The organism is Phocaeicola coprocola (assembly GCF_041333015.1).
Taxonomy (GTDB): domain Bacteria; phylum Bacteroidota; class Bacteroidia; order Bacteroidales; family Bacteroidaceae; genus Phocaeicola; species Phocaeicola coprocola.
Map to the genome: position 1 here is coordinate 903,075 of NZ_JBGKGM010000004.1, position 25,199 is coordinate 928,273.

20 protein-coding genes and 3 tRNA genes are annotated in these 25,199 nt (G+C 40.3%); 7 read left to right on the forward strand and 16 right to left on the reverse strand.

Going from position 1 to position 25,199, the window contains the following annotated elements:
- Positions 1-149 precede the first annotated feature (149 nt).
- Positions 150-485, forward strand: coding sequence for a winged helix-turn-helix transcriptional regulator (locus ACDG22_RS14600; RefSeq protein WP_022124845.1), 336 nt, complete (start codon positions 150-152; stop codon positions 483-485).
- 130 nt (positions 486-615) lie between these two features.
- Here ACDG22_RS14600 and ACDG22_RS14605 read toward each other — a convergent pair whose 3' ends face one another.
- The 7 genes from ACDG22_RS14605 to ACDG22_RS14635 form a co-directional block, all read right to left on the reverse strand.
- A complete protein-coding gene (locus ACDG22_RS14605) occupies positions 616-1,803 on the reverse strand; it encodes an FprA family A-type flavoprotein (RefSeq protein WP_007567065.1) in 1,188 nt (395 codons plus the stop codon).
- Positions 1,793-2,758, reverse strand: coding sequence for a TIGR01212 family radical SAM protein (locus tag ACDG22_RS14610; protein WP_302309446.1), 966 nt, complete (start codon positions 2,756-2,758; stop codon positions 1,793-1,795). Before ACDG22_RS14610 ends, ACDG22_RS14605 begins: the two co-directional genes overlap by 11 nt.
- A 114-nt stretch (positions 2,759-2,872) precedes the next feature.
- Positions 2,873-4,075, reverse strand: a complete 1,203-nt coding sequence (locus ACDG22_RS14615; protein WP_007567069.1) for a TlpA disulfide reductase family protein — start codon at positions 4,073-4,075, stop codon at positions 2,873-2,875.
- 16 nt (positions 4,076-4,091) lie between these two features.
- A complete protein-coding gene (locus ACDG22_RS14620; RefSeq protein ID WP_007567071.1) occupies positions 4,092-5,483 on the reverse strand; it encodes a RagB/SusD family nutrient uptake outer membrane protein in 1,392 nt (463 codons plus the stop codon).
- Between the two features lie 14 nt (positions 5,484-5,497).
- Complete coding sequence (locus ACDG22_RS14625) at positions 5,498-8,413, reverse strand: SusC/RagA family TonB-linked outer membrane protein (protein WP_370858945.1); 2,916 nt, start codon at positions 8,411-8,413, stop codon at positions 5,498-5,500.
- Between the two features lie 8 nt (positions 8,414-8,421).
- Positions 8,422-8,508, reverse strand: a complete 87-nt coding sequence (locus tag ACDG22_RS14630) for a peptidase associated/transthyretin-like domain-containing protein (protein ID WP_083779548.1) — start codon at positions 8,506-8,508, stop codon at positions 8,422-8,424.
- A 35-nt stretch (positions 8,509-8,543) separates the two neighbouring features.
- Entirely contained in the window at positions 8,544-8,732 is a 189-nt protein-coding gene (locus ACDG22_RS14635) for a hypothetical protein (protein ID WP_007567075.1), read from the reverse strand.
- Positions 8,733-9,190: 458 nt separating this feature from the next.
- Here ACDG22_RS14635 and ACDG22_RS14640 point away from each other — a divergent pair, with 458 nt between their 5' ends.
- Complete coding sequence (locus ACDG22_RS14640) at positions 9,191-10,354, forward strand: IS4 family transposase (protein WP_227994611.1); 1,164 nt, start codon at positions 9,191-9,193, stop codon at positions 10,352-10,354.
- A 49-nt stretch (positions 10,355-10,403) separates the two neighbouring features.
- A complete protein-coding gene (gene hemW, locus ACDG22_RS14645; RefSeq protein WP_040311846.1) occupies positions 10,404-11,534 on the forward strand; it encodes a radical SAM family heme chaperone HemW in 1,131 nt (376 codons plus the stop codon).
- 40 nt (positions 11,535-11,574) lie between these two features.
- Here the strand turns inward: hemW and ACDG22_RS14650 are convergent, their stop codons facing one another.
- From ACDG22_RS14650 to ACDG22_RS14665, 4 genes are all read right to left on the reverse strand, one after another.
- Entirely contained in the window at positions 11,575-12,069 is a 495-nt protein-coding gene (locus tag ACDG22_RS14650; RefSeq protein ID WP_007567082.1) for a hypothetical protein, read from the reverse strand.
- 92 nt (positions 12,070-12,161) lie between these two features.
- On the reverse strand, positions 12,162-13,541 hold the full coding sequence (locus tag ACDG22_RS14655; protein ID WP_022124840.1) for a TolC family protein: 1,380 nt from the start codon (positions 13,539-13,541) through the stop codon (positions 12,162-12,164).
- Between the two features lie 34 nt (positions 13,542-13,575).
- A complete protein-coding gene (locus ACDG22_RS14660; protein ID WP_370858946.1) occupies positions 13,576-16,722 on the reverse strand; it encodes an efflux RND transporter permease subunit in 3,147 nt (1,048 codons plus the stop codon).
- 16 nt (positions 16,723-16,738) lie between these two features.
- Positions 16,739-17,860, reverse strand: a complete 1,122-nt coding sequence (locus ACDG22_RS14665) for an efflux RND transporter periplasmic adaptor subunit (RefSeq protein ID WP_370858947.1) — start codon at positions 17,858-17,860, stop codon at positions 16,739-16,741.
- Positions 17,861-18,057: 197 nt separating this feature from the next.
- Between ACDG22_RS14665 and ACDG22_RS14670 the strand changes: the two genes are divergently transcribed.
- Complete coding sequence (locus tag ACDG22_RS14670; RefSeq protein ID WP_204482913.1) at positions 18,058-18,954, forward strand: helix-turn-helix domain-containing protein; 897 nt, start codon at positions 18,058-18,060, stop codon at positions 18,952-18,954.
- A 66-nt stretch (positions 18,955-19,020) separates the two neighbouring features.
- Here the strand turns inward: ACDG22_RS14670 and ACDG22_RS14675 are convergent, their stop codons facing one another.
- From ACDG22_RS14675 to ACDG22_RS14695, 5 genes are all read right to left on the reverse strand, one after another.
- The gene (locus tag ACDG22_RS14675; protein ID WP_022124836.1) at positions 19,021-20,214 is read right to left on the reverse strand and encodes a pyridoxal phosphate-dependent aminotransferase; all 1,194 of its coding nucleotides are present in this window, start codon (positions 20,212-20,214) and stop codon (positions 19,021-19,023) included.
- Positions 20,215-20,286: 72 nt separating this feature from the next.
- Positions 20,287-20,988, reverse strand: a complete 702-nt coding sequence (locus ACDG22_RS14680) for a Bax inhibitor-1/YccA family protein (protein WP_007567087.1) — start codon at positions 20,986-20,988, stop codon at positions 20,287-20,289.
- An 11-nt stretch (positions 20,989-20,999) separates the two neighbouring features.
- Positions 21,000-22,214 carry a bifunctional 3,4-dihydroxy-2-butanone-4-phosphate synthase/GTP cyclohydrolase II gene (locus ACDG22_RS14685; protein ID WP_007567088.1) on the reverse strand — a complete coding sequence of 405 codons (1,215 nt, stop codon included), beginning with the start codon at positions 22,212-22,214 and terminating at the stop codon, positions 21,000-21,002.
- 4 nt (positions 22,215-22,218) lie between these two features.
- Positions 22,219-24,126, reverse strand: a complete 1,908-nt coding sequence (locus ACDG22_RS14690) for an LptF/LptG family permease (protein ID WP_270230992.1) — start codon at positions 24,124-24,126, stop codon at positions 22,219-22,221.
- A 79-nt stretch (positions 24,127-24,205) separates the two neighbouring features.
- Entirely contained in the window at positions 24,206-24,586 is a 381-nt protein-coding gene (locus ACDG22_RS14695; protein WP_270230995.1) for an START-like domain-containing protein, read from the reverse strand.
- Between the two features lie 219 nt (positions 24,587-24,805).
- Between ACDG22_RS14695 and ACDG22_RS14700 the strand changes: the two genes are divergently transcribed.
- The 3 genes from ACDG22_RS14700 (at position 24,806) to ACDG22_RS14710 (ending at position 25,071) form a co-directional block, all read left to right on the forward strand.
- A tRNA-Met gene (locus ACDG22_RS14700) sits at positions 24,806-24,879 on the forward strand.
- Positions 24,880-24,901: 22 nt separating this feature from the next.
- Positions 24,902-24,975: transfer RNA gene (locus ACDG22_RS14705), tRNA-Met, on the forward strand.
- Between the two features lie 22 nt (positions 24,976-24,997).
- Positions 24,998-25,071, forward strand: a tRNA-Met gene (locus ACDG22_RS14710).
- Positions 25,072-25,199: the final 128 nt, after the last annotated feature.

Consider the following 25,199-nt stretch of genomic DNA (forward strand, 5'->3'; position numbering starts at 1 on the left):
CACGTGCCTCTTTTTACAGCAAAAGTAAAGGATATTATCAGCCGTTGCAATACACGATAAAATAATCGGATACCAACAACTTTATCCATATATTGATTATCAAGCAAATAAAAAGAACTATCTTTGCAAGTAAACTAAAAATAACATGCATGTATAAAAGAAAAACACCTCTTGATCTTTCTTGCGGAATCCGCATTACAATGGAAATTATCGGTTCAAAATGGAAGCCTTGCCTGATAGATGCACTGAGAGAAACTCCCAAACGTCCCAGCCAGCTTCACCGTGAAATACCAGAGGCCATCTCTCGCGTGCTAGATCAGAATCTGAGAGAGCTCGAAGCACACGGCATCATAGAAAAGAAAATATATGCAGAACTACCTCCCCACAGCGAATACGCACTGACAGAATTAGGCAAAAGTGTATTGCCTTTGATAGACATACTGGATGAATGGGGAGAAAACCACCGATATATCTTCGAAAAATAAATAAAAAAGAACCGTATCATAGCTCATCAAATAGAGCCTGATACAGTTCTTTTATGTTTGTATACTAGAGTATATAAGTTTACTATATACTTATTTTAGCTTTAACGCTTCTCTTTTTCTACCAGCACAATCAACGGTCAGCTTTCAAACGGTCTGCCATAGCTTTTGCCAGTTCCTTAGCCTGACGGCAAGTATCTTCCTTCATACTCTGCTTCATTTCTACCGGATTGCCAACAACCTCGAATTTAAGCTTTTCTGTATATTCACCGATTTTCTTGACTGCGGCACTAGCCCATGTAAACGAACCGAAATATCCCATTACGCGATTCTTCATCTCGCGGGCAGCCACCTTGCTCAACAAAGCTTCCATTTCGGGATATAAGTTCATGTTGTAAGTAGTACATCCTGCAATCAGACCTTTATATTTAAAGATATCTGCCAAGATAAATGAATGATGAGTTTTCGAAACATTGTGCATTACAATATTCTTGATACCCTGGGCACTTAATTCTTCAGCTATGGTTTCTGCAAGTTCTTCTGTATTGCCATACATTGTACCGTAAACAATAACCACACCTTCTTCACCTTCGTAGCGGCTCATTTTATCATACATATCGATAACCTGAGGAATCTTTTCTTCCCATACAGGACCGTGAGTAGAACAGATCATCTTGATAGGCAGTCCACTACATTTCTGCAAAGCTTTCTGTACCGGATTTCCAAACTTTCCTACAATATTGGAATAATAACGACGCATTTCATTCCAATAAATATCTGTATTGATATTCTTATCGATACATCCTCCATTCAGTGCTCCGAAGCATCCGAAAGCATCACCAGAGAATAAGATACCTTCTGTTTCATCGAAAGTCACCATTGTTTCAGGCCAGTGTACCATCGGAACCAGATAGAAACGTAAATTATGATGTCCTAATTTCAGGAAATCACCGTCACCTACAACATAACGGTCACCACCTACTCCATAATAACCTTCTACCATATCGAAAGTTTTCTTGTTTCCAACCAATACGATATCAGGATAATACTGCTTAATCAGTGCAATAGAGCCAGAATGGTCGGGTTCCATATGATTAATAATCAAATAATTGATTTTGCGGTCACCGATAACAGCGCGAATTTTCTTCAAATAAACTTCGAAAAATGCTACATCAACAGTATCTACCAGCGCTACCATTTCATCGTCGGCAATCAGATATGAGTTATAAGACACACCATAAGGCAGCGGCCAAAGATTTTCGAACAACGCTTTTGAGCGGTCGTTCACACCTACGTAATGTACTTTTCCTTTAATTTCCATTTTTGTTATCCGAATTAATTATACTATATTTTTTACTACAATGCTTTCCTTGCCATGCATCACGTTCTTCCATCCGGCGCTTCAGTCTGGTTGTAAACTCATGGTTTTTCAGTCCCCAGTCAGGAGCTATCAGCAATTCTTTGGGCGACTGCGAAACAAATCGCTCCAAAACCAAATCCGGCCGAAGGTGTTCTATATAGTCGATAGCCAAATCAATATATTCATCGACCGTATATAAATGAAAATCCTCCGGATGTTGTGCGAATTCATGGGCCATACGCGTACCCTTTATCAGCTGCAGCTGATGCATTTTCAGCGTTGTCAGTGGCAACTGAGATAAGGCCTCAGCCTGACGGATCAACTTTTCAGAATCTTCCCCAGGCAAACCCAATATCACATGTCCACCTGTCAAGATCCCTCTTCCGGCCGTACGACGTACAGCATCTTCCGTACATGCAAATGTATGTCCCCGGTTTATCCGTGCCAGTGTATGATCATCAGTGCTTTCTATGCCATATTCAACCAGCAGGAAAGTCTGGCGGTTCAGTTCTTCCAGATAGTCCAACAACGAATCGGGCATACAATCCGGACGCGTACCGATGACCAGCCCCACAACGTTTTCTACATCCAAAGCCTCTTCATACATTCGCTTCAGCTGTTCTAATTCTCCGTAAGTATTTGTATACGCCTGAAAATAGGCAAGATATTTCATCTGAGGATATTTGCGGGCAAAGAACAGCTTGCCTTCTTCCAACTGTGTGGTTACCGTTTTCTCTGTACGGCAATATTCCGGATTAAACGTCTGATTGTTACAATATGTACACCCTCCATACCCTTTTGAGCCATCACGGTTAGGACAAGTAAAACCCGCATTAACCGAAAGTTTCTGTACCTTGAACGGAAACTGCTTCGTTAAAAAACCGGTAAAGTCATTATATCGTAACTGTTTATCCATCTGCATACAATTTGCGGAAGCAAAGATAATCGTTTTTTTGAGAACAAACAAAAAATGTTCCCCAGCACATACCAGTTACTGAGGAACATTTCAAGAAAAATAACCTTACAGAGGTTAATTCGCCTTATATAAATCATCTAAAAATACATCCAAATATGCACCTCTCATATTTGTCTTATAGAAGCGTCCTTCTTTATCAAGAATCAGACACATCGGAATAGCCTGGATATTATATTCTTTGGCACCTGCTCCATAAATACCTCCTTCTATCCGTCCCTGTGTCCAGCTCATATTTTCTTCTTTCATGGCTTTCTGCCATTCAGACTCCTTCTCATCAAGTGAAATGCTTACAATAGCAAAATCCTTGTACTTATCATGTATTTTACGCAAATGAGGTATTTCTCCGCGACAAGGTCCACACCAGCTTGCCCAAAACTCCAGCATGACATATTCGTTTTCCGGAATCATAGAAGAAAGTTTTACAGTCTTTCCGTTACGGTCTAAAACATCGATATCTTTATACTTCTGTCCTACAGCCAACGGACGTGCCGCTGATGCAGCAGTTGTAAAATGTTCCAGCTCGGCAGTTCCTGCCCAATGTTTCTCAAACAAAGCCTGCATCTGGTCAATCTCCTTAACATCAGGTAAGAATTCCATACCCGAAAGATAATACATTGCCTGATCCATCGCTACCGGAGAGTCTGCATGTTTCTTGATAAAGTCAAGCTGATACTGTAACAGCTTATCCTTCCATTTCATTTCTTCACGAGCTATTTCCATACCAACGGCACTCACATCCTTTCCTTCCGACTCCGGTACCAAGTATTCATCTGCATAACGTTCCATCAAAGTATTCAAAGTATCAGAATATACCTGAATCTCCTTATTCATCGTAACAAATAAATCGTGAACTGACGAACCGGTAATCTCTGGAGATTTACTCTCACGCTCGGAAGCATAATAAACTCCTGGCAATGTAGCTACATCTCCCTTATAAGTAATGTCTGAGTTCTCCAGATAAAGCATTGTACGAAACATCTTATTATGATAATCCGGCTCTTCGCCCGGCTTGTTTAAGTCGATTATTACATAATAAAGTCCCGGACGCTCTACTTTTCCTGAAAAAGTAAAACTGCCATTCTGCACCACAGTGCTATCTACCACAACCGGATCCGACAAGTATACCGAACGTTCCAGATAAGCTTTTCCTGAAGCTGCATCACCTGTTAATGTACCTTCGATGGTATACCCATCCGTTTTACTCTGACATGAAGCCAACAAACCAGCTACCATGCCCAACAAAAAAATTTTCTTCATAACTATTATTCTTCATTTAAGGATTTTGAACTAATAAATCATTTCCAGCAATAGCTGAACGAGGAATAGGGAGAGCCAGTCTGGTCCATGAATTAACATATCCCAATGCAACCCAATCAGTTCCGTCCAGTTTGTTATAACGTATCATGTCGAACCAATCTTCAAAATTTTCACCGAACAGCTCCAGATATTTCTGATAAAAGACTGTCATCAGCATATCTTTGTCGGCTACATTATCAACAAAGTCCGCAGCAAATCCTGCACGATCGGTTATCGGACGCAATGCTTCACGAGCAGCAGTAAAATCAGGAGCCGGTTTACGTATCGCAGCCTCAGCCTTCACCAAGTACATCTCCGACAGGCGAAGCATATATAAAGAGTTTCCCGGAACTTTATCCACATTATCATTCATCTGATACTTATTCATACGATACGATGAAATCATATTCTCTGCATCAAAAGCCCAGGCATAACGTTTATCTTCCGGATATAGAGCTGCTATTTTTCTCAAGGTGTTTCCTGCTCCGGCACTCCAGTCGTAACGGTATCCAGCTACAGTCTGCTGATTGTTCATCGTATATGGATAAAACAATAAATCCGTACTTTGGAAGCTGCTAAAAATATCACCATATACAGGCTCAAGCATAATACCCTCATCAGCCCCTTTTGTTATAACCTCATCGGCCAGTTTATATGCCTCATCAAAATTACCCATAGACAATAAGACCTTTGCCTTCAAAGCCTTTGCCGACAGATAATTTCCATAATACATGGCTACTGTTCCCAAAGAAGAATGTTTTACCGGTAACACTTCAGCCTCTTTAAGATCATCAAGAATAGATGTGTAACACTGGCGGACAGTCGCTCTCGCTTTCGGGGTATTGTCACGCACAGGAGCGTCATGAAGCACGATACCATACTGAGAGTCCATGTTACAAAATTCACCATACAAACGTAGCAGCATAAAGTTTGCCATCGCCCGGTTGAACTTCGCTTCTCTCTGATAATTCAGATTTTCTTCTTCAGAACGTCCTTTTATATCCTTATCCAAAGCCGCCAGCACCGAATTTGCCTGATTGATTATGTAATACAAGAAGATATAAGTTTCTTCCACAATTACATTGTCATCCTGTATATCTCCAGTCAAAAAGCTTCTGGCACCACTTACACTCGAGCTTTGCATAACTCCGGTACGCAAAAACAATGCATTGTAAATAGAACTTTTCGCTCTCCAGCCTTCATAGATACCATTTACTGCTATTTCGGCCGAACGGGCATCGGTTATGACAGTTTCATCATCCAACACATTTTCGGGATGGATATCATCAATAGGTCCCAGCAGGCTGCACGAAGCCATTGTCAGAGAAAACATGCCTGCCACTAAACAAGATTTTATATTCAGTTTCATAAATAGTCTTTTTTTTAGAATTGTAACTTAACTCCCAGTGAGAAGGAACGGCTCAACGGATAAGGGTCGTTGTTAGTTCCCATACTTGTAATGCCAGTAGCAACAGTTTCCGGATCAAGTCCAGGCCATTGAGTAATCGTAAATAAATTGGTAGCCGTCACAAAGAGTGAAGCATTACTTAAATACAATTTATTTATCCATGCCTTAGGCAATGAATACGACAGCGTAATATTCTTCATTCTCAAATAAGATGTATCAAAAACAAAACGGTCGTTCGCCATATAATTATAACTCATTGTACCTGCAACCAGACGTGCATACTTAGCATTCGTACGTTCCGGTGTCCAGGTGTTTCCGTAAAGCTCTCTGCCAACGCTTTGTCCCAAAACGCCGCTGATTTCCTCTCCTAAGTTACTATATACAGCTTCTCCTCCACAAGAGAACTGCATAAGGAAAGACAAAGAAAGATTCTTATAAGTAAACGTATTGGTCCATCCTCCGAAGAATTTAGGTTCAGGAGTTGCTATGACTTGACGGTCGTCGGATGTAATCGTACCATTTCCGTCAGTGTCTTTCATCAGAAAATCTCCAACACCGATACCAGACTGATACTCAGCAAAACCTTTTTCTACAGCCTTTGCATTCAGTTCATTCACTTCATCCATATTTTGAACAATATGGTCAACTATATAACCTTTCACTGTTCCTGCCGGTTTTCCCACAATAAAAGCATCCTGCATGTACGAATTGATCTGTGCATTGTTCAGCGACTCTATACGGTTACGGTTTACCGAAATATTCAAATCCGTATTCCAGGCAAAATCCTTACCACGAACAGGATAACCACCTAGCGAAACTTCCACTCCACGGTTTGACATATCGATTATATTATCGTAATAATTCGACATTCCGGATTCCAGTATATGAGGAGCAGGAGCCAGTGCACCATCGGTATAACGATAATATGCATCCAAACTTCCGTACAAGCGGTCGCCAAAGAAAGAGAAATCCAGACCAAAATTCACTTCATTTGTCTTTTCCCAATGGATACCACGGTTAGGAAGTAAATCCTGCAACTTGACAGACGAACTTTCTCCATACTGGCTGGATGTATAGAACTGGCGGAATGAAAAATCGGAAACATTCGTAGATCCGGTCTGTCCCCAGCTTAAACGCATCTTCAGGTTATCTATCCAGGATGCCTTTTCCATAAAAGCTTCACGGTTTATTACCCATCCGGTAGAAACTGCCGGAAAGACTCCCCACTGGTTTCCCGGACCGAATTTAGATGAAGCATCGGCACGCATACTCACTTCCAGCAGATAACGTGAGTCGTAATCGTACGACAGACGTCCATATACAGAGTTCAAACCACTCTTTGCAACGTAGTCGGAATACATCAATACAGACTGTGCTGAACCCACATTATCCAAATTATCATCATTCGGGAAGCCCTGATACATATTTGTTCCACCAGTACTGCGTGAACGGTCGGCTCCATATCCAGCCATTGCACCAAATAAGTGTTTGCCTGTATGATAGTTATAATCTAAACGGAAATTTATCGATGTACTGGCATACTTCGAGTTGTTTGTGGTAAGCTGAGCATAATAAGGACTTCCTACCCAAATTTCCTGCAAATAACTGGGCGAAAAATAACTATTGTCATAATTATAAGAAGCCAGCGTAAAATCGGAATGGAACTTCAGGTTACGCAGCAGCTCTATGTCGACATAAACATTTCCCATAAACTGGTCGCTTTCATATTTTGCTTTACGGTTCAGCAAAGCAACCGGATTCGGGCCACTTACATACCCTGACGGCATAAAATACAACGATCCTTTATCCAGTCGGGTATAATCACCATTCTCATCATAGACGGGCAAATCCGGACGAACCAGCCACGGATGTGTATCAGGAGCCATGATACTTTCCTGACTAGGACTAGTACGCTTTGAGTAAGAATAGCCAAGCAAAGCTCCCATACGTATGCGTTTGGTTATGTCGGTATTGACAGACAAACGTCCGCTATAAGTTTCAAGATTGTCATTTTTGTATAAACCTTCCTGATCGATGGCATTGAAAGCAAACGAATAATCTGTTTTTTCAGATCCGCCACGAACAGAAACATTATACTGATTGGTTATTGCATTTTTATTTCTTGTTTCATCTTCCCAATTAATATTTTCCTTACCAAATGCGCTTTCGTTCAGTCCCAGGAATTTAGTATACATCAACGTATTCCAGTCGACTTCAAAATTACCGTAAGCCATCAAGATTGTCGGATCGTACATCATGCTATACTGCGTAGTCATGGTAAAATTCGCCATATCATAATTGTACGCATCCATCGTGTTACGCAAAATTTCTTCCTGCAACGAACGGAATTCCTGATTGTTCAACGGTTCAAAGACCTTTACCGGATTTGCAATGCTCAATGTATATCCGGCTTCCACAGTAGCCTTCTCTCCTTTCCGTCCATTCTTGGTAGTCACTATAATTACACCATTTGCTCCACGCGAACCATAAATAGCCGTAGCCGAAGCATCCTTCAGTATATCAATGCTTTCAATGTCATTCGGTGCAATATTCATAAGTGGATTCAGTGCATTACTGTCGACAAACATCGGCACACCGTCTATTACATAAAGCGGAGCGTTATTTGCCGTAAGCGAGGTAGAAATCGGATAAGGGGAAGTAATACCACGTACATTGACCGTCATCGTCTCACCGGGTTCACCGCTGTTTTGTGTCACCAGCACACCTTTTATCGTTCCGCCAAGCATATCTTGAACTGTAGATGATGTTTCCGACAGTTTATTCAAATCGTCTTTCTTGACAGACGAAATAGAACTTGTCAGGCTTTTACGGTTCTTGCTTCCGTAACCGATGACAACCACATCGTCGAGCACCTGATTATCTGATTTCAAAACAACATTTAGAACTCAACCGATTTCAAGCCTATAAACGAAAATCGCAACACAGCTCTATTTCTCGGCAATGCAAGAGAATAAGCTCCGTCCATATCGGTTACAGTTCCTTCCGTAGTACCTACAACTACTACCGAAGCCCAGGTACAGGAAGTTCGCTTTCATCGGTAACCGTTCCCTTCACAACATTTTTCTGCTGATTTGCCTGTCGCACTTCCACACTTTTGACTGTAGAACTTACTGTGGCAAAAACTGATTCCGCATGCAAGACTCCCACGCTCAGTACAGCTAAAAGATTCATCCACTTACGACCATTCATATTTTTAAATATTTAAGATATTATCCGAAAAAAGGAATTAGTTTTTGTGTTATATGCAAATATAAAATAACTTTAACACATAAACAATTCTTATTCTGAATATTTTTCACATATATATAGAAAAGTTTGTTTTGCTGACATTTTGTAATCTGTTTTACTTCGGATACCCATCATGGCTTTCAGAGAAGAATTACAGCATCAAATTACCTTATCACGCTCGTGACTATAGCTTATCACGTTCGTGACGAGATATTCACACGTACGTGACAAGAGCTCACCACGTACGTGACGAGGTATATTTTCATATTTATAAGTTCTTCATTATTTTTGTATCCGAAAACATTAGTGTCCACTAAAAAATCATAGAAGTTCTTTGAAATTATTGAAATTCAATTTGTTATAGGAGATTTTTGGGAGAACGGATTTGAATTTACTTTTGTGGTAATTTTCAGACCGTTATGCATAAAGACCCATATATTTTTGCCCAATTAGTTAAGTTCCTTGACCGAAGTAAATTCAATCGTATCGTTACAAAGTATGAAGGCGATAAGTATATCAAGAGCTATACCTGTTGGAATCAGCTGCTTACGATGATGTTCGGTCAGCTATCCAATCGAGATAGTCTTAGAGATTTGATTGTGGCTATGGAAGCTCATGCTGGAAAACTTTACCATCTCGGAATCGGGAAGTCTGTAACTCGGAGCAATCTTAGTAAGGCTAATGAGCAACGTAACTACCGCATCTTCGAAGAGTACGCAACATTCATGATTGCCGAGGCCCGCAAGCGTAGAATCAATAAAATATTCGAACTTGACGGTCATGTTTATGCATTTGACTCTACAACGATTGATCTGTGCCTGTCAGTGTTTGAATGGGCTAAATTTCGCAAACATAAAGGCGGAATAAAGTTGCATACGCTCTACGATATTGAAGCGGAAGTACCTGCATTTGTGCATATTACACCTGCCAATATTCACGATTCAAAGGCTATGCCTGAGATTCCATATGAATCAGGAGCGCATTATATATTCGACCGAGGGTATAACGATTTCAGCAACCTTAATACAATAAATCGTATAGGTGCTTTCTTCCTTGTACGAGCCAAAACAAATGTACGGATCAAGCCTAAAACCTGGAAACGAAGATTGCCAGAAGGTGTAGTATCGGATGTAATCGGATGCTTTACGGTTTATAAAAGTTCTAAGGATTACCCTGAGGAACTTAGAAAACTCATCATTGAAAATCCTGAAGACGGTACACGATACATCTTCCTGACAAATAATCTTGACGCATCTGCAGAGTTTATATCATCGCTTTATAGAAACAGATGGAGTGTTGAACTGTTCTTCAAATGGATAAAACACCACCTCAGGATTAAGAAGTTCTGGGGAACATCGGAAAACGCTGTACGCATACAAATCTATTGTGCGATAATCACTTACTGCTTAGTAGCAATAGTCCAACACGATATGAAATTAGAACGTAGCGTCTATGAAATTCTCCAAATACTCGGAATCTCTCTGACCGACAAAACACATCTCAGTGACTTGTTTGACAAATCGAATTTCAAAAATGTCAAAGACCGATATGATTCAAGTGAACCGAATTTATTTAATTTTTAACCTTGTCCATTTTTAGTGGACAGTAGTGATCCGAAAAATAGAAAAACAAATGGCAGGAATTTATCTTCATATCCCTTTTTGCAAACGTCGCTGTATATACTGTGACTTTTATTCTACTACCCAAAATGAAAAAAAATCCAGTTATATCAACGCTTTGTGCCGTGAACTGGAAGAAAGAAAAAACTATCTGGAAGGTGAAAAAATAGAAACAATCTATCTGGGTGGAGGAACTCCATCGCAACTGGAATATAAAGATTTTGAGCTTATTTTTCAGACACTCGGCCGACTCTACGATATTCAGCCGAATGCAGAAATAACCATTGAGGCAAATCCTGATGACCTGACAAGTTCCTACGTCAGTATGCTACGTGAGTTTCCGTTCAACCGACTGAGTATGGGTATCCAAACTTTTCAAGAAGATATTTTACGCCTGCTACATAGGAGGCATACTGCACAACAAGCTATTGATGCTTTCGAACGGTGCAGAAAAGCTGGATTTAAGAATATCAGTATCGACCTCATGTATGGACTGCCGGGAGAAAGCATGCAAACCTGGGAATCAGATCTGAATCAGGCTATCCGTATGAAACCGGAACACATATCGGCTTATCACCTGATTTATGAAGAAGGAACTGCACTTTGGAAATTGCGTGAACAGCATCGGATGGAAGAGGCTGATGAAGAACTGAGCGTATCCTTATTCACACTACTCATTCATAAACTGAAAGAAAAAGGATACCAACATTACGAAATATCCAATTTTTGTCTGCCGGGAATGTACTCACGACATAATTCAAGTTACTGGACCGGAAAGAAGTATTTAGGATGTGGTCCCTCTGCACACTCATACAATGGCGTATCAAGACAATGGAATATATCCTCTTTAGACGAATATATCACCAATATAAACGAGGGAGAGCCTTATTCTGAAATAGAAGAGCTGAATTTATATACACGCTATAACGATTTTGTAATTACTACCATACGTACGATGTGGGGGATGAATCTCGACATGCTGAAAAAAACATTTGGCAGCAAGCTGTACGATTATTGCCTCCGTATGGCCTACCCGCATTTACAGCAAGGTACTCTGGAACAGCCTGAAGGAGTTTTGAAACTCACAGAAAAAGGCATTTTTATTTCCGACGGCATCATGAGCGACATGCTATGGGTAGACTGATACGGAGGGGAAGTTATATTGAGAAAAACACTTTATTTAATCAATCATTGTACTCCTCAATGCAAAAATTATTGATAGTAAAGCTGAGGGAATCATAATTGGCACGATAGGCTACAACACGTACAGTCATTCCATCATTGGCAGTAAGTATATATTCGTTCTTATCATTGTTCATCCGGTACCACATACCGTTCTGACCATATAAGAAACGGATTACATTTAACCGTGAAGTATAATCCCAACTGATTTTATATTTTGCCGTTTCTCCTTTATGAAAGGAAAACGTACAGGTATGTTCATCATAATGTACATCATCCAACTCTGTTATTTCTTCTTTATAAAAATTCAGGATAGCTGCCTGCCCCAGTGAGTCGTATTCAAGCTGCACATAATTGCTTACGTCACATTTATAAGTAAAAGGTTCTCCTAAGTGCAGCTTAGGTATGGGAGTATATGCTCCTATCTCTTCTTTATTACAAGACGATACAACCAACAAAGCAAAACCGCAGCCTGCTGTCAGCAAATATTTTTTCATGATTTCTGTATTGTTTTTAATATAAGAATCCCACCCTATTCCTCACGAACGAGGTGGGAAAATAAAAAATATGAATATGTTGCGAAAAAAACTCAATTATCGGAGCCTCCTCCCAAAGCATGGTAAAGGCTGATTACACTCTGAATCTCAGAGTTTCTGTCGGAAACCAACGTCAAACGCGAAGACAGAAGCGACTGCTGTGCAGTAAGTACCTCCAGATAATTCGTTGTGCCATGTTCCATCAACAAACGAGTATCATGTACAGCAACCGACAGATATTCTACCTGCTGACCATCCAGCACTACTTTTTTCCGGGCATTTTGCCACTGATTCAATGCATTGTTTACTTCACCTCCCGCATCAAGTAATGACTGCTGAAACTGTAGCAATGCTTCTTCACGCTGAGCTTTGGATATTTTCAGATTGGCTATATTTTTACCTCGATTGAAAATAGGCTGAACCAGCGAACCTACAGCCTGTAAAAGCCATGTTCCGGGATTGGTTATTGTCGCTCCGGCATTATTTGTCCATCCGGCCGAACCACTTAAGGTTATGCTTGGATAAAAATCGGATCGGGCCTGATTAACTCCATAAAAAGCCTGCTTCAGTTCAGCTTCTGCCTGCATAACATCAGGACGACGTGACAATAGCTCCAAAGGAACTCCTACAGAAAGCTCCTGAGGAAATACCTGACAATCCAGTGAGCTGCGCTCGATATGGGCAGGCTGCCATGCCAAAAGAGAACAAAGGGAGTTCTCCATTTCGACAATTTGCTGTTTCAGGTCGAGTAACGACGCTTCTGCACCAAGCCGGGAGGCTTCTGCCTGACTGACTGCCGCACGGTCTGCCTGCCCGGATTTCATCAGAACCCGCAAACTATGAATATATTCCTTCCAGTTTTCTATCGTTTCGGTGGTAATATTAATCTGCTCATCGAGCATTAATAAGGTATAATAGCTTTCGGCAACAGTAGCTATCAGCTGCGTCTGAACAGCCTGCTGATAAGCCTGACTTTGTTCCAGTACAGCCAGTTCACTGCGTTTCGCATTGGTCAACTTACCAAACAAGTCAATTTCCCAACTAGCCGAAGCTCCGAGTGTATAAGTCTTGCTGGTCTGCCCGTCCTTCACCTTGCTGAGTGAACCTTCCGGATTCAGTTGCACCGAAGGCAAATATGCCAGTTTTGCCGCAGTCAGAGAAGCTTGTGCTTCCTGTACTTTCAGTCTGGCTACATTCAAATCAGTATTAGCATCAAGCGCACGAGTTATAAGCTTCTGCAACAACGTATCCGTAAATAATTCGTGCCACTTCAAATCAGCAATAGAAGAACAAGTATCTGTTTCTACCGGCATTTCCCCGAAAAGATTATCTGTCTTTACTTCCGGACGCCGATATTTGTTATAGATGCCACAGCCGCTAAACAATAGAACGGCTGCTATAGACATCAATATATAATTAGCTTTTTTCTGCATATTTCATTAATTCTAAAAAATGACTAGTCCTGAATTACCTCTCTTCATCGTCGTCTTCTATCCTGCGCTTTGGCATCACCCGTTCTTCAATTACCTGAAAAACCATAAACAATACCGGCACAACAAAGAGCAAAGCCAATGTACCGACCAGCATACCTCCCACTGCACCAACTCCTAATGAACGGTTTCCGTTAGCACCGGCTCCTGATGCAACAATCAGAGGGAATAAGCCTATAATCATAGTCAGGGCAGTCATCAGGATAGGACGCAGACGAACACCAGCTGCCGAAATTGCTGCCTGTGCGATAGACATTCCTTGTCTGCGGCGTGAAGAAGCATATTCAGTAAGCAAAATAGCAGTCTTTGAAAGCAAACCAATAAGCATGATCAAACCAGTCTGCATATAAATATTATTCTCCAGTCCGAAACATTTCGCAAACAAGAAACTTCCCATCAGACCAAAAGGTACAGACAATATGACTGCCATAGGAATAAACATACTTTCGTATAAGGCACACAAAATCAGATAAACAAACAAAATACAGATGACAAAAATGATAACCGTATTGCTTGAGCTTTGTGTTTCCTCGCGTGTAATACCACTAAATTCATAGCCATACCCAGTAGGAAGTGTCTGAGCGGCAACTTCCGCTATTGCATTGATGGCATCGCCCGTACTATATCCTTCTGCCGGCATACCATTGACCGGAATAGAGGTATACATATTGAAACGTGTAAGAGTTTCAGCTCCATAAACTTTTGTCAAGGTTAAAAACTGTCCTACAGGAGCCATCTCGCCACTGCTTGTACGAACAAACATATTGTTCAATGACTCTTTGTCAAGCCGGTAATTTTTATCAGCCTGTATCATTACACGATAAAGTTTCGAGAAACGGTTCAGGTTTGAGGAATAATTACCTCCGATAAAACCTGAAAGCACTCCCAACACATCGGAAACAGTAATACCTGCACGTTTACATTTAGCCGCATCTACCTCAACCATATATTGAGGAAATTTGGTATCGAAAGTTGTATAGGCCATAGAAATTTCAGGGCGCTGGTTCAGAGCTGCAATAAAATCCTGACAATATTTCTGCAACGAGTTTACGTCACCTCCGGCACGGTCTTGTACATAAAGTTCAAAACCACTTCCCATACCATATCCCGTAATAGTAGGCTGTGCAAATGCAAATAATTTAGCCGATTTTATATCTGCCGTACGTGCATAAATCTGAGCAAGAACTGCATTTATATTATCTTCCGGTCTGGTACGCTCATCCCAATGCTTCAGCTTGATAATAAGCATACCTCCCGAAGCAGCTTGTCCTCCCATCATACTATATCCGCTCACATTACTGTAAAGCTTTATTTGAGGAATTTCACGAATACGTTCATCTATCTGCTCCATAGCCTTTTTCGTCTGGGCAAGGCTACTTCCCGGAGGTGTGGTCACATTCACGAATACAGTTCCCATATCCTCATCGGGTACAAGTCCTGTCTTGGTTGTACGAAGAAAGAATACCAGCAATACACAAGCTGCTGCCAGAGCAATCCATGCCAGCCATCTGCGATGCAAGAAAAAGGAAACTCCATTTTTATATTTCAATACCAACCTATTAAAAGATGCTTCGAAAGCCTGATGGAACCGGCTCGAAAAACTGAGTTTTTCACCTGTTGTTTCATCCATATGAGGCGTCATGATTAAAGCACATAAAGCCGGGCTCAAAGTCAGAGCATTAATAGCAGAAATACCTACAGCAACCGCCATGGTAAGTCCGAACTGGGTGTAGAAGACTCCACTGGTTCCTCCCATAAAAGAGGTAGGAATAAACACAGCCATAAACACCAAAGAAGTGGTGACAATAGCTGCCGATATGCCATCCATGGCTGCAATAGTAGCTTTATACGGAGAACGGTAGCCTTCATCGAATTTTGCCTGGACCGCTTCCACCACAACTATAGCATCATCGACCACCGTACCGATAACAAGTACCAGCGCAAAAAGGGTAAGCAAGTTCAAACTGAAACCGACTACATAGAGAAACGCAAATGTACCTATCAGTGAAACGATAATAGATATAGAAGGTATAATGGTGGAACGTACACTTTGCAGGAAAAAATATACCACAAGGATAACCAAGATAATGGCTTCCACCAGTGTTTTTACGACTTCGTGTATAGAAGCGTCAAGGAAGTCTTTCGTACTCATCAGGTCGGTAAGTACCAGACCTTTCGGCAAATCCTTCGAAATCTCTTCAACCAGTTTGTCCACCTCTTTCACAATCTCGTTGGCATTAGATCCTGCCGTTTGTGAAATCATACAAGTAGCTCCAGGATGTCCGGCTATCTGGCTATTATAGCTATACGTCTGCGCACCAAGTTCAATCCGGGCTATATCTTTCAGACGAAGAACTTCTCCCGATGGAAGTGCCTTGATAACCATATTGCCGAACTCTTCTTCCGTTTCATAACGCCCACGATACTTCAGTGTATACTGAAACGTGTTCTCAGAATCTTCACCCAATGTACCCGTAGCTGCTTCTATATTCTGCTCATCAAGCAAAGCTGTCACATCACTGGGAACCAAACCGTATTGCGCCATAACCTGCGGATTCATCCAGATACGCATAGCATAGTCGCCACCCATCACATTGACATTTCCTACACCTGTGATACGCGACAAGCGAGGCTCAACATTTATCTTGAAATAGTTATTTACAAAATTCTGGTCATAACTGTCATCTTCGCTATAAAGAGCCAGAATCTTTACCATACTGTTCTGGCGTTTCTCTACCGTAACACCAATTTTGGTAACTTCGGCAGGCAACACTCCTTCTGCTTCCGACACACGGTTTTTCGTATTAATGGTTGCCATATCCGGATCGGTTCCCTGCGAAAAGTAAACCGTAATGGAAGCCGAACCGTTATTGGTAGCAGTAGAAGTCATGTATGTCATGTTCTCCACACCATTTATAGCCTCTTCCAAAGGAGCAATCACACTTTTCTGCACAGTTTCAGCATTGGCTCCGGTGTAAGTTGCCGAAACCGTAATAGTAGGCGGAGCAATATCCGGATATTGTTCCATCGGCAAATTGGTAAGCCCGATAATTCCCAGCATCAGTATGAGTACAGAAATCACACATGACAGGATGGGACGATCAATAAATGTTTTCAGTTTCATAATAGTCCTCCTTCCATTATTGTCTGCCTACCGGAGAAGTAGCAACCTGTGTATTTTCCTGAATCAGTCCGGCTCCTTCTGCAACAATTGTTTCCCCCTGCTGCAAACCGTCTTCTACAATATATTCCTTTCCGTTATTCAAAGGGAATACGGTAACCTGTGCCGATTCAGCCTTGCCCTCACTATTTACTTTATATACATAAACTCTGTCTTGTATTTCGAATGTTGCTTCCTGAGGAATGACAAAAACATTTTTCTTGACATAAGGGAAGATGATGGTCGCCGTACTTCCATTACGCAACATTCTTTCCGGATTCGGAAATACTGCACGTAAAGTAATTGCTCCGGTTTCTGTATCGGTAGTCCCACTGATAGCATCAATCTTTCCTTTATGAGCATACATACCTCCATCACTTAAACGCAACTCCACTTCCGGCATTTCCTCAAGTGCCTTATCCATTGTGCCATATTGTCGAGCCAGTGATAAAATCTGCTGTTCAGTCATAGAGAAATAAACATATATCTCCTCATCGTCTGATACAGTCAGCAACGGAGTCGTAATGGAAGAATTGACTAATGCTCCCACACGATATGATGACATACTTGCCACTCCATCAACGGGACTTTTTATGACAGTGTACGAAAGATTATTTCTCGCGTTGATTTCTTCAGCCTTAGCCTGTGCCAGTGTAGCCTCAGCTTCCAGCAAAGAATTCTGGGCTGTCTGTCGATCGAAATCGGAAACGACATGTTCCCTGAACAATTCTTCTTTGCTTTCTGCCGTAAGGCGAGCTGTAGCAACAGCAGCTTCTGCACTTTTCACATTCGCTAAAGCTGTCTGTAAAGCCGACTGATAAGGAACCTGATCAATAATAAATAAGGTTTGCCCTTTAGTAACCTTAGCACCTTCGTTTACACAAATGTCTGTAATGGTTCCACTTACTTGTGGACGAATTTCTACACTCTGCCTTCCATTGATTACGGCTGTATAAGAGCTAGTCAATGTCCGGTCTGTTTTTTCTACTGTTATCAGCTTGTATTCGCTTCCTCCCTGCTGGCCTGCCGGTTGGCTGCATGCTGTAAAAAGCAATGCCAAAGAGAAAGAGGCGAAACTCATCGGTAAAAACAATCTATTCATTTTGCCTTTCTTTTTTAGTTAAAATCCGGCGTAAAGTTAAAAGGCTGTATCAGTAAAATATTTGTCCCAAACCGAAAGATACTTGCCCAAAACCGACGTTTAGGAATTTTTCTGTTTACAAAACATAAAACACTTAAAAGCCCTTTTTACGATTGAAATATATCCGTATTTTTATCGCGCTCAAAAACGTTCACAAAATGAAAAAATGTATTATTTCGCAATGGATAAACAATGAAGCTATATTAAAAAAGCAGGTAGAAGAACTGGCTGCAAACGATAAAATGGCAATTCTGAAACTAAAAGGAGAAAATGTATTGTGCTCCAATCAGCTGGAAGAATCGCATCCTGCCTTTCTTTTTCTAGCGAAAGGAAAACTAAGTTTTAAAGTTAATGGAGATTATATAGAAATTCATGCTCCTGCACATATAGATTTCATACTTATTCATCCGTGGAGTAATATGAAAACCAGCAAAGACTTTGAAGGATACTTTATCATGACGGAACAAAGCTTTTTCGTCAAGATATCGGAAAGCATACGCTCTAAATTTGTAGGACTTATTTATCAATACGCACACAGACCTTTTGTTTCTCTTAATGAACAAGCTGTACAAAGAGTACATCTTTTTATAGACATGCTGACCAATATCATCACGCAGCCTGAATATCATTTCCGCTATGAAGCTATGGAAAATATGTTGCGTATGTTTCAGCTGGAAGTATGGAATACGGTATTCAGTCTATATAAGAATGAAACTACTGATGAGCAGCATTTATGGAGTGACATTCTTTCACATTTTCTACATCTGGTACGTACAAACTGCCGGTTTCACCATGACGTGAAGTGGTATGCCAATCAATTGTGTGTCTCGTCTGACGCACTTTCTGCAAAGGCCAGAAGAATGTACGAAAAATCAGCCAGCCAGATTATAGATGAATATTTATTAATAGAAGCCAAAGCCTATCTGCAAAATCCGGCTCATTCGATACAGAATGTGGCAGAGCTACTTTCTTTCTCTGACCAGGCCGCTTTCTGTAAATTCTTCAAAAGATGCTGTGGCATATCTCCCAGTGAATTTAAAAAAGGAAAACAATAAAAAACCGCTATCAATGTTTGACACACTGATAGCGGAGGACTTATAAGCAGAAATAATATTCCAGAATTATTTCAAACGAGCCAATGTTTCTTTAATACGACGCATAGCTTCTACGATATTTTCATCAGAAGTAGCATAGCTCATACGAATACATTCAGGAGCACCGAATGAAGTACCACCTACACATGCTACATGACCTACTTCCAACAGATACATTGCCAAGTCGTCAGCATTATTGATAACACGGTCACCGTCTTTCTTTCCAAAGAATGAATCACATTTCGGGAATAAATAGAAAGCACCTTGAGGGAAGTTTACTTCGAATCCAGGAATTTCTTTTGCCAGTTTCACAATGAGGTCACGACGACGTTCGAAAGCTTTACGCATTTCTTCTACCGGAGCCTGTGTTCCAGTATAAGCAGCTTCAGCAGCTTTTTGTGAAACAGAGCAAGGTCCTGAAGTATATTGTCCCTGCAATTTATTCACACCTTTTACAATCCATTCTGGTCCGGCAATGAAACCAATACGCCATCCCGTCATAGCATAAGCTTTAGACACACCGTTTACAATAACTACACGGTCTTTAATTTCTGCAAACTGAGCAATGCTCTGATGTTTGCCGATGTAGTTAATGTGCTCATAAATTTCGTCAGCAATAACGATAACACGTTCGTGTTTAGCCAGCACTTCTGCCAATCCTTTCAGCTCTTCCTGTGAATATACAGAACCAGTCGGGTTAGAAGGAGAACAAAGTATCAGCGCACGAGTTTTAGGAGTAATAGCAGCCTCAAGCTGTGCCGGAGTAATTTTAAAATCTTGATCAATACCAGCACGTACAATAACAGGAGTTCCTTCGGCAAGCTTCACCATTTCCGGATAGCTAACCCAATAAGGAGCAGGCACGATAACTTCATCACCTTTATTGATTAAAGCCATGATTGTGTTGCAAACAGATTGTTTTGCACCGTTTGCACAACTAATCTGAGCAGCAGTATATTCCAAACCGTTCTCATTTTTCAGTTTAGCAACGATAGCATTACGCAAAGCTGGATATCCGGCTACAGGAGAGTAACGTGAATAGTTTTCATCGATTGCTTGCTTTGCAGCTTCTTTTATATGGTCGGGAGTATTGAAATCGGGTTCACCGACACTTAAATTAATAACATCAACACCTTGTGCTTTAAGTTCACTACTTTTTTGTGACATAGCCAATGTCGCCGAAGGTGACAAGCTATTCAAACGATCTGATAGTTGATTCATTGCCTTTGTTTTATTTAGTTCAAAATTTTATGCAAAATAAGTCGTTTTCTTTCAAATAAAAAAGAATTTATCTTACTTTCTGTCACCGAGCAAGCGCAACAGGTACAAAAACAAGTTGATAAAATCGAGGTATAAAGTCATCGCTCCCATTAAAGCAATCTTTTGTGTTGTCTCATTTACCTCTATATCATCTGCAGTAAGCAACTGTTTGATCTTTTGTGAATCGTAAGCAGTCAGCCCGACAAAAAGTAATACTCCTATACAGGAAATAATCAGGTCCATCATCGAGTTATGCAGAAACATATTTACTACCGAAGCAATAATGATACCTATTACTCCCATGATACACAAACTTCCGATACGAGTAAGATCTTTCTTCGTAACATATCCGAAAAGAGCCATCACCCCAAATGTGCCTGCAGTAACAAAGAAGGTAGTGGCAATGGAACTCATGGTATAAATCAAGAATATAAATGCCAATGTCACACCATTCAATATAGAGTAAACGATAAACAGGACAGTAGCAGTAGTAAAAGACATCTTATTAATTCGGGCAGACAAATACCATACTAGTCCTAATTCTGCTATAATCAGTCCCCAGAAAGCCATAGAGTTCTGCATAATTACAGACAAAAGTGTATACGATTTGGCTACATACATAGATACGAATCCTGTAATAACCAAAGCAAGAGTCATCCATGTGTACACACTACGCATTAAAGCAGACTGCACAGCCTTAGAGGCATAAGTCTTTACTAAATTATTTGTTTCCATAATAATAAAAATTACTTGTTAAAATGTAAGGTATGACCCATACGGTCTTTTTTAGTATGGAGATAACGCTCGTTGTATTGATTTGGAGTTATCTCGATTGGTACATTTTCTACAATTTCCAATCCATAAGCTTCAAGTCCTACACGTTTTACCGGATTATTGGTAAGTAAACGCATTTTATGAATACCTACTTCACGCAAGATTTGAGCACCAACTCCGTAATCGCGTTCATCAGCCTGATGGCCCAGACAAATATTAGCGTCTACAGTATCCATGCCTTCTTCCTGTAGCTTGTATGCTTTCATCTTTTCCATCAAACCGATACCTCTACCCTCTTGGATAAGATAGATAACAGCTCCTTTTCCTTCCTGGTCAATCATCTGCATAGCCTTATGAAGCTGGTCGCCACAATCACAACGCAATGAACCGAAAATATCACCGGTTGCACATGAAGAATGAACACGTACCAATACAGGTTCATCAGGAGTGAACTGTCCTTTAATCAAAGCAACATGTTCCAATCCATTACTTTTCTGACGGAACGGTATAAGACGGAAATGTCCAAACTCTGTAGGCATATCTACTTCTACACCTTTTTCTACCAATGACTCCTGTTTTAAGCGGTAAGCAATCAGATCGGCTATAGAAATAAGTTTAAAGCCATATTCGTCTGCCATTTTGCGAAGTTCCGGAAGACGGGCCATTGTACCATCTTCATTCATTACTTCCATCAAAGCACCTGCTGGATATAATCCGGCAAGTTTTGCCATATCAATACATGCTTCAGTATGTCCGGCACGACGTAATACTCCTTTATCTTGTGCATACAACGGATTAATGTGTCCAGGACGTCCAAATGTTTCTGGTGTAGAAGCAGGATCGGCAAGAGCACGAATGGTAGCAGCACGATCGACAGCCGAAACTCCTGTGCTACAACCTTCCAGTTTATCGACTGTAACGGTAAACGGTGTTCCTAAAACAGAAGTATTATTCGAAACCTGATGTGGCAAATCCAATTCCTTACAACGCGAAATAGTAATAGGTGCACAAAGTACTCCTCTGGCATGCTTCAGCATGAAATTAACTTTTTCCGGAGTAATCAACTCTGCAGCAATAATCAAATCACCTTCATTTTCACGATCTTCGTCATCAACGACAATAACGAACTCACCCTTACGGAAATCTTCTATCGCTTCTTCAATGGTATCTAATTTAATTTTATTCATAATGCTATTTTTGTAAATATAATTGTTGTTTTTCTATTTGCTCTATTATACTTTGGTTGGTTTTTATAATCACTCTCAAGTCCTTTTCCAGACGAAGCCTGTATCGCCAGATATTCAGATAAAGCAATAATCCGGCTGGTACAATAATACCAAACAGCAAATTCAGCCATCGGTTATCGAACAAGCTCTTATGTGCTTTAACCGACAAGAAAGGATAATTGTTCATCAGATTCAGCAAAACAGCATCTTTAGTATTTGAAAGCTCTTCAATAAGCGCTTCCATTTTTTTACTAATTTCAGCTATTGCATCATCATGCTTGTTATTAGTAAAAATCTGAATGTAATTAGGCATTCCTTTCAATCGATGAGTTTCCAGATATGCCTGACAGTCTTTACTTATCTCATCCAATATTTCAATATCCTTTGCATACTCAGGCGTATGAATAATAACCTCTTTCTTAAACATATGTCTAGACTGACGTATGCCTAACAACTTTCTGAAGAAAGCTGCATAAACGTCTAAGTTAAACACAACAGAGTCTTTATTTGACTTATAGGTAAAAAATGCTCCCAAGGGGGCTAAGACTATTGTACTCATCCAAGTACCTAAAACGATATTCATTTCCCCACTCTTTGCAACACGGGTTGCTCCAGAGTCGATAATATAATAGATGACAAAGATCAATACAGAAATAACAACCGGCATTCCAAGCCCTCCTTTTCGGATAATAGCTCCCAAAGGGGCTCCGATAAAGAAGAATATGATACATGCCAAAGATAAAGTTATCTTTTTATGCCAGTCTGAACGGTGAGAGCGAATGTTATTGTCTGTATCTTTGGTAAGGAAACTCTTCATATCCCAATCTGTAGACAACGACTTCACCCGATTCTCTGTTGTTGTCAGCACCTTTAACTTTTCCTGTGAAGTCATCGAATTGTAAATACTATCTGTATTGATAACAGCAATATTCTCGGTTTTTATTTTTACAGAATCTGCCGGAGTCAGAACAGCTCCCCGGTAGGTGGTAGACATAATATCGCTATACATCGAACGCCCTACACTGTCGGCATGCGTTGTAAGTGAGTCTATAGCAACAGATATTTCGTGCATATTCTTAATATCCGAACGACGGTCAAGAAAACTTCCGTCCACCATATTAAACTCCGAACTAAACTGAATCAATGTATGCTTTTCCTTGAAAGTTTCCCGTCGATAAGGTACGTTACGAGAAATAACAGACTGTGACTTCAGATTTTCAAACTGCTCACCATTATACAGATGCAGGAACAGATGTTGTTTGTCTGCTGTCAACTCCAGTTTTCCTTCTGCTGCCCAAATGATATGGGCATTTTCAAAACCATCTGAAAAATTATAAATCAAAATATCTTTCAGCAGACCAGTCTTACGATCTTTATGCTTTACATAAATATTATATCCATCGATATCACTATAGAAAACACCTTCCGGAATATCAACTTCCGGTGATTTTTGTTTCATGGAAACCAACAATGTCCATAATTGCTTTTGAGCACGTGGACCGATAATATTCTGGAAGAAAAAAGACATTCCCCCCAAAAACACACAAAACAATACAACCGGACGGATTATACGTAATAAGGGAATACCCGCAGCTTTCATTGAAAGCAATTCATAACGTTCTCCAAAGTTACCAAAAGTCATCAATGCAGCTAACAGGATAGCAAGAGGAAGAGACAAAGGTATAAGGGTTAATCCTGAATAAAAGAAAAACTGTGCAAGTACATTAATCTCCAATCCCTTCCCCACCAACTCATCTACATATCTCCATAAAAACTGCATCATGAAGATAAATAAACAGATGAAAAAAGTTCCCGCAAAGAGCAACAAAAAGCTCTTTAATACAAATATATCAAGTTTTTTTATGCGTAGCATTCCTTATATTATCATTATCAGCGCACAAAAGTAGCATAAAAAACGGAGAGGTAATGATGTTTTTACATTATTTTTGGAATTATACCCCACATATCCTTCTTAAAATTTCTATTTGAGAATTCCACAGGTTTCTGGTATCTTCTTCTTCACCCGGAACTGCAAAATCGGTAACTTCCAGGAGATGATCTTTAGTAAGTTCATTATAATGAATTTTCAGCTCAAAATATGTTTTGGGATCATCATCTATCCAATGAAAACGAATGAAGGATTCTGTACGCTGATTAAGAATTTCAGCATTACGTGTTTCTGTTTTTCCCCATTTGAAGGTATAAGTCTTATTTATTTTTGAAACATTATCAGCAAACCATCTCTGCAAACCAGAAGGAGTACTGATAGCCCCCCATAAAATACTTCCTGAAGCTGGATTGAGTGGATACTCAATACGTATTTTCTTTTTCATAGATTCCATACTATTGTTTTATTAAGGTATTAAAGATTACGGAGGCAAAATAAACTATTTTTTTCATATACTAGATAATGAAAGATATTTTTTTGCCAAATGACTCGAAAAAATCTTTACAGGCTAAAGAAATATACATAAAATCCCCAAAAAACGCTCAAGCATCTTGCACAATTCAAAAACTTAACTTACCTTTGCACCCGCAAACGAAAAACAAATGGCGGGATAGCTCAGCTGGTTAGAGCGCATGATTCATAATCATGAGGTCCCCGGTTCAATCCCGGGTCCCGCTACTCAAAAAATCGATTGCGAAATGGCGGGATAGCTCAGCTGGTTAGAGCGCATGATTCATAATCATGAGGTCCCCGGTTCAATCCCGGGTCCCGCTACTCAAAAAAATCAATTGCAAATGGCGGGATAGCTCAGCTGGTTAGAGCGCATGATTCATAATCATGAGGTCCCCGGTTCAATCCCGGGTCCCGCTACAAAGCTTAAAAGCGCAGATATAAGGCATTTGGGAGGCTTCCACTCCTGGGTGTCTTTTTTATTTTTATATAGATAATCTTATTCTTCTTGACAAAATAAAAGTGTGACACGAAAATTCGCATCACAC

What these genes read in the sequence shown, in the direction of transcription:
- ACDG22_RS14600 (WP_022124845.1), top strand. Translation starts at nt 150, where the DNA reads ATGTATAAAAGAAAAACACCTCTTGATCTTTCTTGCGGAATCCGCATT.
- ACDG22_RS14605 (WP_007567065.1), bottom strand. Translation starts at nt 1,803, where the DNA reads ATGGAAATTAAAGGAAAAGTACATTACGTAGGTGTGAACGACCGCTCA.
- ACDG22_RS14610 (WP_302309446.1), bottom strand. Translation starts at nt 2,758, where the DNA reads ATGGATAAACAGTTACGATATAATGACTTTACCGGTTTTTTAACGAAG.
- ACDG22_RS14615 (WP_007567069.1), bottom strand. Translation starts at nt 4,075, where the DNA reads ATGAAGAAAATTTTTTTGTTGGGCATGGTAGCTGGTTTGTTGGCTTCA.
- ACDG22_RS14620 (WP_007567071.1), bottom strand. Translation starts at nt 5,483, where the DNA reads ATGAAACTGAATATAAAATCTTGTTTAGTGGCAGGCATGTTTTCTCTG.
- ACDG22_RS14630 (WP_083779548.1), bottom strand. Translation starts at nt 8,508, where the DNA reads ATGGACGGAGCTTATTCTCTTGCATTGCCGAGAAATAGAGCTGTGTTG.
- ACDG22_RS14635 (WP_007567075.1), bottom strand. Translation starts at nt 8,732, where the DNA reads ATGAATGGTCGTAAGTGGATGAATCTTTTAGCTGTACTGAGCGTGGGA.
- ACDG22_RS14640 (WP_227994611.1), top strand. Translation starts at nt 9,191, where the DNA reads ATGCATAAAGACCCATATATTTTTGCCCAATTAGTTAAGTTCCTTGAC.
- hemW (WP_040311846.1), top strand. Translation starts at nt 10,404, where the DNA reads ATGGCAGGAATTTATCTTCATATCCCTTTTTGCAAACGTCGCTGTATA.
- ACDG22_RS14650 (WP_007567082.1), bottom strand. Translation starts at nt 12,069, where the DNA reads ATGAAAAAATATTTGCTGACAGCAGGCTGCGGTTTTGCTTTGTTGGTT.
- ACDG22_RS14655 (WP_022124840.1), bottom strand. Translation starts at nt 13,541, where the DNA reads ATGCAGAAAAAAGCTAATTATATATTGATGTCTATAGCAGCCGTTCTA.
- ACDG22_RS14660 (WP_370858946.1), bottom strand. Translation starts at nt 16,722, where the DNA reads ATGAAACTGAAAACATTTATTGATCGTCCCATCCTGTCATGTGTGATT.
- ACDG22_RS14665 (WP_370858947.1), bottom strand. Translation starts at nt 17,860, where the DNA reads ATGAATAGATTGTTTTTACCGATGAGTTTCGCCTCTTTCTCTTTGGCA.
- ACDG22_RS14670 (WP_204482913.1), top strand. Translation starts at nt 18,058, where the DNA reads ATGAAAAAATGTATTATTTCGCAATGGATAAACAATGAAGCTATATTA.
- ACDG22_RS14675 (WP_022124836.1), bottom strand. Translation starts at nt 20,214, where the DNA reads ATGAATCAACTATCAGATCGTTTGAATAGCTTGTCACCTTCGGCGACA.
- ACDG22_RS14680 (WP_007567087.1), bottom strand. Translation starts at nt 20,988, where the DNA reads ATGGAAACAAATAATTTAGTAAAGACTTATGCCTCTAAGGCTGTGCAG.
- ACDG22_RS14685 (WP_007567088.1), bottom strand. Translation starts at nt 22,214, where the DNA reads ATGAATAAAATTAAATTAGATACCATTGAAGAAGCGATAGAAGATTTC.
- ACDG22_RS14690 (WP_270230992.1), bottom strand. Translation starts at nt 24,126, where the DNA reads ATGCTACGCATAAAAAAACTTGATATATTTGTATTAAAGAGCTTTTTG.
- ACDG22_RS14695 (WP_270230995.1), bottom strand. Translation starts at nt 24,586, where the DNA reads ATGAAAAAGAAAATACGTATTGAGTATCCACTCAATCCAGCTTCAGGA.